Origin of the sequence: Youngimonas ophiurae (nom. illeg.), from assembly GCF_049803795.1 — a bacterium.
Classification (GTDB): Bacteria; Pseudomonadota; Alphaproteobacteria; order Rhodobacterales; family Rhodobacteraceae; genus Thalassobius.
Window position 1 is genome coordinate 356093 of sequence record NZ_JBNAGJ010000004.1, and the last position, 8908, is coordinate 365000.

At 61.2% G+C, this 8908-nt stretch carries 9 protein-coding genes (1 of these 9 only partly in view); 6 read left to right on the forward strand and 3 right to left on the reverse strand.

Translation table 11 applies throughout. The features are described 5' to 3' along the window. Positions 1-30 precede the first annotated feature (30 nt). Positions 31-453 carry an NUDIX hydrolase gene (locus ACP15O_RS11695; protein ID WP_425096274.1) on the forward strand — a complete coding sequence of 141 codons (423 nt, stop codon included), beginning with the start codon at positions 31-33 and terminating at the stop codon, positions 451-453. On the opposite strand, the gene pyrF is transcribed toward ACP15O_RS11695, so the two are convergent. Together pyrF and ACP15O_RS11705 are read right to left on the reverse strand one after the other, a co-directional pair. After that, entirely contained in the window at positions 450-1157 is a 708-nt protein-coding gene (pyrF, locus tag ACP15O_RS11700) for an orotidine-5'-phosphate decarboxylase (RefSeq protein ID WP_425096275.1), read from the reverse strand. The genes ACP15O_RS11695 and pyrF overlap by 4 nt on opposite strands. Positions 1158-1209: 52 nt before the next feature. Further along, positions 1210-1470, reverse strand: coding sequence for a hypothetical protein (locus ACP15O_RS11705; RefSeq protein ID WP_425096276.1), 261 nt, complete (start codon positions 1468-1470; stop codon positions 1210-1212). Between the two features lie 209 nt (positions 1471-1679). Here ACP15O_RS11705 and clpB point away from each other — a divergent pair, with 209 nt between their 5' ends. Both clpB and dgt read left to right on the forward strand, forming a co-directional pair. Next, the gene (gene clpB / locus ACP15O_RS11710) at positions 1680-4298 is read left to right on the forward strand and encodes an ATP-dependent chaperone ClpB (RefSeq protein ID WP_425096277.1); all 2619 of its coding nucleotides are present in this window, start codon (positions 1680-1682) and stop codon (positions 4296-4298) included. 91 nt (positions 4299-4389) lie between these two features. Continuing rightward, the gene (gene dgt, locus ACP15O_RS11715; RefSeq protein ID WP_425096278.1) at positions 4390-5730 is read left to right on the forward strand and encodes a dGTP triphosphohydrolase; all 1341 of its coding nucleotides are present in this window, start codon (positions 4390-4392) and stop codon (positions 5728-5730) included. A 65-nt stretch (positions 5731-5795) separates the two neighbouring features. On the opposite strand, the gene ACP15O_RS11720 is transcribed toward dgt, so the two are convergent. Continuing rightward, complete coding sequence (locus ACP15O_RS11720) at positions 5796-6239, reverse strand: DUF302 domain-containing protein (RefSeq protein ID WP_425096279.1); 444 nt, start codon at positions 6237-6239, stop codon at positions 5796-5798. 113 nt (positions 6240-6352) lie between these two features. Between ACP15O_RS11720 and ACP15O_RS11725 the strand changes: the two genes are divergently transcribed. The 3 genes from ACP15O_RS11725 to msrQ form a co-directional block, all read left to right on the forward strand. Next, on the forward strand, positions 6353-7846 hold the full coding sequence (locus ACP15O_RS11725; RefSeq protein WP_425096280.1) for an FMN-binding glutamate synthase family protein: 1494 nt from the start codon (positions 6353-6355) through the stop codon (positions 7844-7846). A gap of 69 nt (positions 7847-7915) precedes the next feature. Continuing rightward, the gene (gene msrP / locus ACP15O_RS11730) at positions 7916-8815 is read left to right on the forward strand and encodes a protein-methionine-sulfoxide reductase catalytic subunit MsrP (RefSeq protein WP_425096281.1); all 900 of its coding nucleotides are present in this window, start codon (positions 7916-7918) and stop codon (positions 8813-8815) included. Between the two features lie 6 nt (positions 8816-8821). Beyond that, a protein-coding gene (msrQ, locus tag ACP15O_RS11735; RefSeq protein ID WP_425096282.1) for a protein-methionine-sulfoxide reductase heme-binding subunit MsrQ crosses the window boundary here: on the forward strand, positions 8822-8908 show its start. The gene runs 513 nt beyond the window's last position; 87 of the gene's 600 nt are visible here — the first part of the coding sequence; its start codon is at positions 8822-8824; its stop codon lies off the right edge, out of view.

Genomic DNA, 8908 nt, shown 5'->3' on the forward strand with positions numbered 1-8908 from the left:
AAGTCACATACGCGGGATTATATCTCAGGCATGAGCGAAAATACAGAATTCCGGGGCGCGAAACTGGCGCTGTTTGTTGGGTCGAAACTGGCGGTTATCATGCGCGATGATCGGCCCGGTCTGGTCTGGGCTGGCCATTTGGATCTGCCCGGCGGCGGGCGCGAGGGGCGCGAAACCCCCGAGGCCTGCGCCCTGCGTGAAACGCGCGAGGAACTGGGAATCACCCTTTCTGATCAGGATCTTGTCTGGAAACGCTGTTTCCGTGCCAGCACCGGAGAGCCGGTCTGGTTTTTTGCCGCACACCTGCCCGAGGCGCGGGCCGCAGAGATACGGCTGGGGGATGAGGGGCAATACTGGCAGCTGATGCCGGCGCAGGCCTATTTCGATCATCCCCGCGCCATCCCTCATTTTGCGGCGCGGGTGAAAATGTATCTGGCCCAGGCCGCGGTTTAGACTTTGGCGATTTCGGACAGGATGGCCTGCGTGGCGGCGCGCGGGTCTTCGGCGGCATAGATCGGGCGGCCGACCACGATGTGATCGGCACCATCGTGCAGGGCCTGCGCCGGGGTCGCGACGCGTTTCTGATCGCCCAGGGCTGCGCCCGCCGGGCGCACGCCGGGGGTGACGATCAGGCGATTTTCAGCCTGGGGCAGGGCGCGGATCAAAGCGGCCTCTTGCGGGCTGGCGATTACGCCATCGGCCCCGGCCTCGAGCGCATTTGCCGCCCGTTCGAGAACCAGATCCTTCATTTCACCGGGTTTGATCAGCCCGGCATCCAGATCGTCCCGGTCCAGCGAGGTCAGGATGGTCACCGCCAGAATTTTCAGATCTTTGCCCGCAGCACCCTCTTTGGCGGCGCGGACGACGTGCGGGTCGCCGTGGACCGTCAGGAAATCCAGATCGAACTGCGCAACGCCCCGCACCGCGCGCTCGACCGTGGCGCCGATATCGAAGAACTTCATATCCAGAAAAATACGCTTGCCGTGTTCCTGCTTCAGCTCGTTCGCCAGAGCCAGACCGCCGCCGGTCAGCATCCCCAGCCCGATTTTGTAAAAAGAGACCGCATCATTCAGCGTCTCGGCCAATTCCATCCCCGCCACGACATTGGGGACGTCCAGGGCAACGATCAGGCGGTCATCGGGTTGGCGGGGGGACATGGGCAGCTCCTACGATTGAATTGTGCCCTTTTCGCGATATCCCCCCGAAGCGTCAAGCATCCCGCGACATCTGCGGTGCGGCGATCAGCTTGCGTTGTGGCCGCTGGGCCTGATTGCGGTGCTCGGGCATCCGGTCCAACTGGCGAAAGGCATCACGCAACAATGCGGCCCGGCTGCGCCCGGTGTCCGGGATCGGCGCATCGCATTGCAGTACGATGTTCCGGCCGCCGCTGACAAGGGACACGACACCACAGACCCGCCGGCAGGCAGGTGTTTCGCGCATCTGGGAAATGCTAACTTCGATTACATCCATGCCGTGCCCCCTTGCTTTGTGCCTTTGTTTTAGGGGCCGGACTTTAACAGCCGGTTTCCAAATCCGTGGCCCCGAAAATTTTCACTATTTTGGGCGGTGCAGGGCTTGAAGCGGCGCAGGCCGATTGCCACCTTAACGATAAGGTCCGAAACTGGATGTGCCGCATGGGCGGGCATCACAAGCCGGACGCTTATGAGAAGGAGAGAACCATGGACTTGAACAAGTTCACGGAGCGGTCGCGCGGCTTCATTCAGGCTGCTCAGACGATCGCCATGCGCGAAGGCCATCAACGCCTGCTGCCCGAACATATACTCAAAGCGCTGATGGACGACGATCAGGGGCTTAGCGCCAATCTGATCAACCGCGCGGGCGGGAATGCCGCTGCGGTGATTGAGGCGGTGAATGCCGCCGTTGAAAAACTGCCCAAAGTGTCCGGTGACGCCGGGCAGGTCTATCTGGATAATCTGGCCGGCAAGGTTCTGGCCGAGGCCGAAGGTATCGCCAAGAAAGCCGGCGATAGCTTTGTTCCGGTGGAGCGTGTGCTGATGGCGCTGGCCATGGTCAAATCCAAGGCCAAGGACGCGCTGGAGGCCGGGGGCGTGACGCCTCAGAAGCTGAACGGCGCGATCAATGACATCCGCAAGGGGCGGACGGCAGACAGTGCCTCGGCCGAGGAAGGCTATGACGCGCTGAAGAAATACGCGCGCGATCTGACCGAAGCGGCCGAGCAGGGCAAGATCGACCCGATCATTGGCCGGGACGAGGAAATCCGCCGCTCGATGCAGGTGCTCAGCCGTCGGACCAAGAACAACCCGGTGCTGATCGGCGAACCCGGTGTGGGTAAGACCGCGATTGCCGAGGGCATGGCCCTGCGGATCGTCAACGGTGACGTGCCTGAATCTTTGCGCAACAAGAAACTGCTGGCGCTGGACATGGGCGCGCTGATCGCCGGGGCGAAATATCGCGGCGAATTCGAAGAGCGCCTGAAGGCCGTCCTGACCGAGGTCACCGAGGCCGCCGGGGAAATCATCCTGTTCATCGACGAGATGCACACTCTGGTGGGCGCGGGTAAAACCGACGGTGCGATGGACGCGGCCAACCTGATCAAACCGGCGCTTGCCCGCGGTGAGCTGCACTGTATCGGCGCGACCACGCTGGATGAGTACCGCAAATACGTGGAAAAAGACGCGGCCCTGGCCCGCCGGTTCCAGCCCGTCGTGGTCGAGGAACCCACGGTCGAGGACACGATCAGCATCCTGCGCGGCATCAAGGAAAAATACGAGCTGCACCACGGGGTGCGAATCTCGGATTCGGCGCTGGTGACGGCGGCGACGCTTAGCCATCGCTATATCACCGACCGTTTCCTGCCGGATAAGGCGATTGACCTTGTGGACGAGGCCGCCAGCCGTCTGCGGATGGAGGTGGACAGCAAACCCGAAGAGCTGGACCAGCTGGACCGCAACATCCTGCAAATGCAGATCGAGGTGGAGGCCCTGAAGCTGGAGGATGACGCCGCCAGCAAGGACCGTCTGGAGACGCTGGAAAAGGAACTGGCCGATCTGCAAGACCGCAGTGCCGAATTGACCGCCAAATGGCAGGCAGAACGCGATAAACTCGCTGGCGCGCGTGATCTGAAGGAACAGCTGGACAAGGCCCGCGCCGATCTGGAAATCGCCAAGCGCGAGGGCAATCTGGCCAAGGCCGGCGAGCTGTCCTATGGCGTGATCCCGCATCTGGAAAAACAGCTGTCCGAGGCCGAAGCCGCCGAGGAAGAAGGCGTTATGGTCGAAGAGGCCGTCCGCCCCGAGCAGATCGCTCAGGTGGTGGAACGCTGGACGGGTATCCCGACGGCAAAAATGCTGGAAGGCGAGCGCGAGAAGCTGCTGTCCATGGAGGACGGCCTGCACAAGCGCGTCATCGGCCAGAATGCCGCTGTACGGGCTGTCGCCAACGCGGTGCGCCGGGCGCGCGCCGGGCTGAACGATGAAAACCGTCCGCTGGGCAGTTTCCTGTTCCTGGGACCGACCGGCGTGGGGAAAACCGAGCTGACCAAAGCCGTGGCCGAGTTCCTGTTCGACGACGACAGCGCCATGGTGCGCATTGATATGTCCGAGTTCATGGAGAAACACTCGGTCGCGCGTCTGATCGGGGCGCCTCCGGGCTATGTCGGCTATGACGAAGGCGGTGTCCTGACCGAGGCCGTGCGCCGCCGCCCCTATCAGGTGGTGCTGTTCGATGAGGTGGAAAAAGCCCACCCCGACGTGTTCAACGTGCTGCTGCAAGTGCTGGATGACGGCGTTCTGACCGATGGTCAGGGCCGCACGGTGGACTTCAAGCAGACGCTGATCATCCTGACCTCGAACCTTGGGGCGCAGGCGCTGAGCCAATTGCCCGAAGGCGCGGACAGTGCGGATGCCAAACGCGACGTGATGGATGCCGTTCGGGCGCACTTCCGCCCCGAATTCCTGAACCGCCTGGACGAGCTGATCATCTTCGATCGCCTTGCCCGCGCGGATATGGACGGGATCGTGGACATCCAGCTGGGTCTGCTGAGCAAACGTCTGGCGCAGCGCAAGATCAGCTTGGCTCTGGACGAACCCGCGCGCAAATGGCTGGCGGATGAAGGGTACGACCCGGTGTTCGGGGCCCGCCCGCTGAAACGGGTGATCCAGCGCGCCTTGCAGGATCCTCTGGCCGAGCTGCTGCTGGCGGGTGACATCAAGGACGGGACCGCCGTACCCGTCACCGCAGGCCCCGAGGGGCTGATCATCGGTGAACGTGTCGGCAATACCAACCAGGAACCGCCGCAGGACACGGTTGTGCATTAACATCAAAGCCCGCTGGAAACGGCGGGCTTTTCTTTATGAAGCGGCGCCCGCCACGCGCGCCATACAGGGTTCAGAGTGCAGGAGAGATGTCATGAGTGAAATGGAATGGGCGCGGCTGCTGAGTTCGGTCCGGTTCGGTGACAAAGACTATGCCGAACAGCCGCACCGGCCGATCTATGTGCAGGACGCGGACCGGATCGTGTTCTCGGCCCCGTTTCGCAGGCTGGCGAATAAAACTCAGGTGCATCCGTTGTCCAGCCATGACCATATCCATCACCGGCTGATCCACAGCGCGGAAACGGCCAGCGCCGGGCGTTCCCTGGGGATGGCCGTGGGGCACTGGCTGGAGGAAACCAAGGCAATCGCACCGGGCGAACAGCATAAACTGGCCGGTATGGTAAGCGCCGCCTGCCTGGCGCATGACATCGGCAATCCTGCCTTTGGCCATTCCGGCGAAAAGGCGATTGGCCATTGGTTCGCGGATCGGTTCGACAGGGGGCAGGGCATTTTCGCGGATGTTGACCGGGATTTGCAGGCCGAGTTCCGCGATTTCGAAGGCAATGCTCAGGGGTTCCGCATTCTGACCCGGCTAGAGATGTATCGCGGCGCGGGCGGGATGCGGCTGTCTTTGGGGGTGTTGGGGGCGTTCTCGAAATATCCGGTGACGGCGCATGTGCAGGTGAACAGCGGCGCTGATTATTGCGGCCTAAAGAAATTCGGCGTCTTTCACAGCGAGGCCGAATATTTCGCACAGATCGCCGCGCGGCTGGGCCTGTTGCGGGAAGGCACGGCGCAGGAGGCTTGGTGGCGGCGGCATCCTCTGGTCTTTCTGGTCGAGGCCGCGGATGACATTTGCTATAATATCGTTGATCTGGAAGACGGGTTCGCCGCGGGCGATTTGAGCTTTGAGCAGGTCATCGGCTGTCTGGAGGCCTTGGGCGGTAAGCCCAATCAGGATCAGTCCGGCTATACCCAGCAAGAGCAAATCGCCTATCTGCGCGCCCGCAGCATCGGTGCCGCGATTCAGGCCTGCGTTCAGGCCTTCAAGGACAATTACCAGGCCATCATGACGGGGCAGTTTTCGGGCTCTTTGGTGGCGGCGTCCTCGAAGGCGGATGAATTTGCGGCCATCGAACGGATCGCGCATAACCAGCTTTTCACCGCGCCGCGCAAGACCAAGCTGGAGGTGCGTGGGCGCAACGTGACCCATACGGTGCTGAACGGGCTGCTGCCGGTTTATCAGGCTCTGGCGGTTAAGGGATGGCAAGAGGACGCCCTGCCCACTTATGAACGGCAGCTGGCGCGCGCCGTGGATCTGGATCTGCGCGGGGTGACGGATGCCTATACCGCGCTGCATTCCCTGACGGATTTCGTGTCAGGGATGACGGATCGTTATGCGGTGGATGTGGCGGCGATGATCTCAGGCACCTGATCCGCCGGGCAAAAGCCGAAAAACCAGAAGGCGCGGAGCCGTATCCGGCCTTCTGGTGGCAGGGGTCAGTCCAGCCCGATGGCCGACCGGACAATGGTATCCAGAAGGGCCTGAACCTCTTGCATCGGGCCCTCGGGGAAGGCGCGATAGCCGATGATGGTTTCATCCGGGCGGTCGGGCATTTGCGCGACGAATATGTCATAGGGGCAGAAGCGGATATTCATCGGATCGGCCTCCATCACCTTGCGCGACAGTTTCGCCGAGCAGAAGGAATAGACATCGGCCTTTAGAAACACCGTGATCTCGGATCCGACATCGGCGCGGGTGCGTTCCAGCATTTCGCCAACATGCGAGGTGCCATCGACCACCAGACCCTGATCCAGAATGGCGCTTTCCAGGCCGAACACCACATCGTCAAAGCTTTCGTCCGTTGTATAGCGAATCAGATCCTCCGCCAGGGCGCTGCCTGCGGCCAGCGCAATTCCTGCCGCAAGTGCAAGAGCTTTCATTGTATATTCTCCTCCGGGTGCTAGGGTCGTGCGCATCATACGAGCACGCTGCAAAGTTAAATCCTACACGAAGCTTTGCAGCAAATCTTGATATATATCAAAAGGAATATGTGATGGACTTCGCTTTGAATGTGTTGATCGTTCTGGCGCTTCTTTTTGTATTTGCACTGGGGGCGGCCGCTTTGATTGCGGTGTTGCTGTATCTGGTGGACCGGACGCAGACGGGCGATGCGGTGCGGCGCAACTATCCGGTGATCGGTCGTTTCCGGCACCTGTTCACCACTTTGGGCGAGTTTTTCCGGCAGTATTTCTTTGCCATGGACCGCGAGGAAATGCCCTTTAACCGGGCGCAGCGTGATTGGGTGTATCATTCGACCAGCGGCAAGGGGAATACGGTGGCTTTTGGGTCCACCCGGAACCTATCTATTCCTGGCACGCCGATTTTCGTGAATGCGTGCTTTCCGCCTCTGGATGATGAATTCGCCACGACTCAGCCGATGATCATCGGGCCGACGGCGGCGATCCCTTATAGTGCCAAGTCGATTTTCAACATTTCGGGTATGAGCTATGGCGCGCTGTCGCGTCCGGCGATCGAGGCGCTGAGCCGCGGCGCCGCGCGTGCCGGTATCTGGCTGAATACGGGCGAGGGCGGGCTGGCTCCGCATCATCTGAAGGGCGGCTGCGATATCGTCTATCAGATCGGCACGGCCAAATATGGGGTGCGCAATGAACATGGCGGGCTGGACGACGAAAAGCTGCGCAAGATGGCCGAACACCCTCAGGTGAAGATGTTCGAGCTGAAACTGGCCCAGGGCGCGAAACCCGGCAAGGGCGGCATCCTGCCGGGGGAAAAGGTGGACGAAGAGGTCAGCGCGATCCGGGGCATTCCGGTGGGGCGGGACAGTATCTCGCCCAATCGCCACGCCGAGATCGACGACTTCGGGGATCTGCTGGATATGATCGGGCACATCCGTCGGGTTTCGGGCAAACCGTGCGGGTTCAAGACGGTGATCGGCTCGTCCGACGCGTGGGAGGAACTGTTCCAGCTGATTGAGGAACGCGGAGCCGACAGCGCGCCGGATTTCATCGCCATTGATGGCGGCGAGGGCGGCACCGGCGCGGCCCCCATGCCCTTGATTGATCTGGTCGGGATGCCCCTGCGCGAGGCGCTGCTGCGGATCGTCGATCTGCGGGATCGCTATGGGCTGAAGGATCGTATCCGCATCATCGCCAGCGGTAAGCTGGTCAATCCGGGCGATGTGGCCTGGGCAATCTGCGCGGGGGCGGATTTCGTGGCCTCGGCGCGGGGGTTCATGTTCTCTCTGGGCTGTATCCAGGCGCTGAAATGCAACAAGAACACCTGCCCCACCGGGATCACCACCCATGATCCCAGTCTGCAACGCGGCCTGGTGGTCGAGGATAAATGGCTGAAGGTCGCCAACTATGCCAAATCCATCACCAAAGAGGTGGAAATGATCGCGCATTCCGTCGGCGTGGCCGAGCCGCGCCAGATGCGGCGGCGGCATGTGCGGATCGTGCAGGGGAACGGGGACTCGATCCCGCTCAACAAAATCCGCCCAAGTTACAGTCAGGGCACGCCATCGTGAGATAATGTTGTTAGGCCGGGCAGATGTGTCCGGCCTATCTTCTCTTAAATGCTCATGAGAGGGGACAAGATGGCCAATCGCTGGAAAAACGATCTGACTGGGGACGATGTCACGCCCCAGCCCATATATATGAACCGCCGCCAGATCATGGCGGGGTTGGCCGGGATGGGATTGGCCGGCGCCGCAGGGGCCGCACGGGCCGAAACGCTGGAGCCGAACAGCTGGGAAGACATCACCTCATATAATAACTTCTACGAATTCGGCACCGGCAAGGATGACCCGGCCCGCTATGCCAAGGCTCTGACCACGACGCCCTGGACGCTGAAGATCGACGGGATGGTGGATAAACCCGGTGATTACGATCTGGCCGATATTCTGCCGCAAATGACGATCGAGGAACGCATCTACCGTTTCCGCTGCGTCGAGGCCTGGTCCATGGTCGTGCCCTGGAACGGGTTTGAACTGTCCGATCTGCTGGATCTGGCCGGTGTGCAGGACGGCGCGAAATACGTTGCCTTTGAGACTCTGTACCGGCCTGCGGAAATGCGCGGGCAAAGCAGCGCCATTCTGGACTGGCCCTATGTCGAAGGTCTGCGCCTGGACGAGGCCCGCCATCCGCTGACGATCATGGCGACGGGGCTGTATGGCAAAGACCTGCCCAACCAGAACGGCGCGCCTCTACGTCTGGTGGTGCCGTGGAAATATGGGTTCAAATCCATCAAATCCGTGGTGCGTATTACCCTGACCGATAAACAGCCGCCCACCAGCTGGAACAAGCTTATCCCGTCCGAATATGGGTTCTATAGTAACGTGAACCCGCAGGTGGATCATCCGCGCTGGTCTCAGGCAACCGAACGCAAGATCGGAGGCGGGCTGTTCGCCAGTCGTCAGGACACTTTGATGTTCAATGGCTATGCGGATCAGGTGGCCGGTCTTTATGATGGCATGGACCTGAAACGGAATTTCTGAGGCAGGATGCAACAGGTAACTGGGATGCTGCGGACTGTGCCGCCCTGGCTGATCTATCTTGGCGGCGCGGCCTGGGCGACGTTTCTGTTCTGG

Coding starts and splice junctions, on each gene's coding strand:
- dgt (WP_425096278.1), top strand. CDS start 4,390: ATGAGTGAAATGGAATGGGCGCGGCTGCTGAGTTCGGTCCGGTTCGGT.
- ACP15O_RS11720 (WP_425096279.1), bottom strand. CDS start 6,239: ATGAAAGCTCTTGCACTTGCGGCAGGAATTGCGCTGGCCGCAGGCAGC.
- msrP (WP_425096281.1), top strand. CDS start 7,916: ATGGCCAATCGCTGGAAAAACGATCTGACTGGGGACGATGTCACGCCC.
- clpB (WP_425096277.1), top strand. CDS start 1,680: ATGGACTTGAACAAGTTCACGGAGCGGTCGCGCGGCTTCATTCAGGCT.
- pyrF (WP_425096275.1), bottom strand. CDS start 1,157: ATGTCCCCCCGCCAACCCGATGACCGCCTGATCGTTGCCCTGGACGTC.
- ACP15O_RS11725 (WP_425096280.1), top strand. CDS start 6,353: ATGGACTTCGCTTTGAATGTGTTGATCGTTCTGGCGCTTCTTTTTGTA.
- ACP15O_RS11705 (WP_425096276.1), bottom strand. CDS start 1,470: ATGGATGTAATCGAAGTTAGCATTTCCCAGATGCGCGAAACACCTGCC.
- ACP15O_RS11695 (WP_425096274.1), top strand. CDS start 31: ATGAGCGAAAATACAGAATTCCGGGGCGCGAAACTGGCGCTGTTTGTT.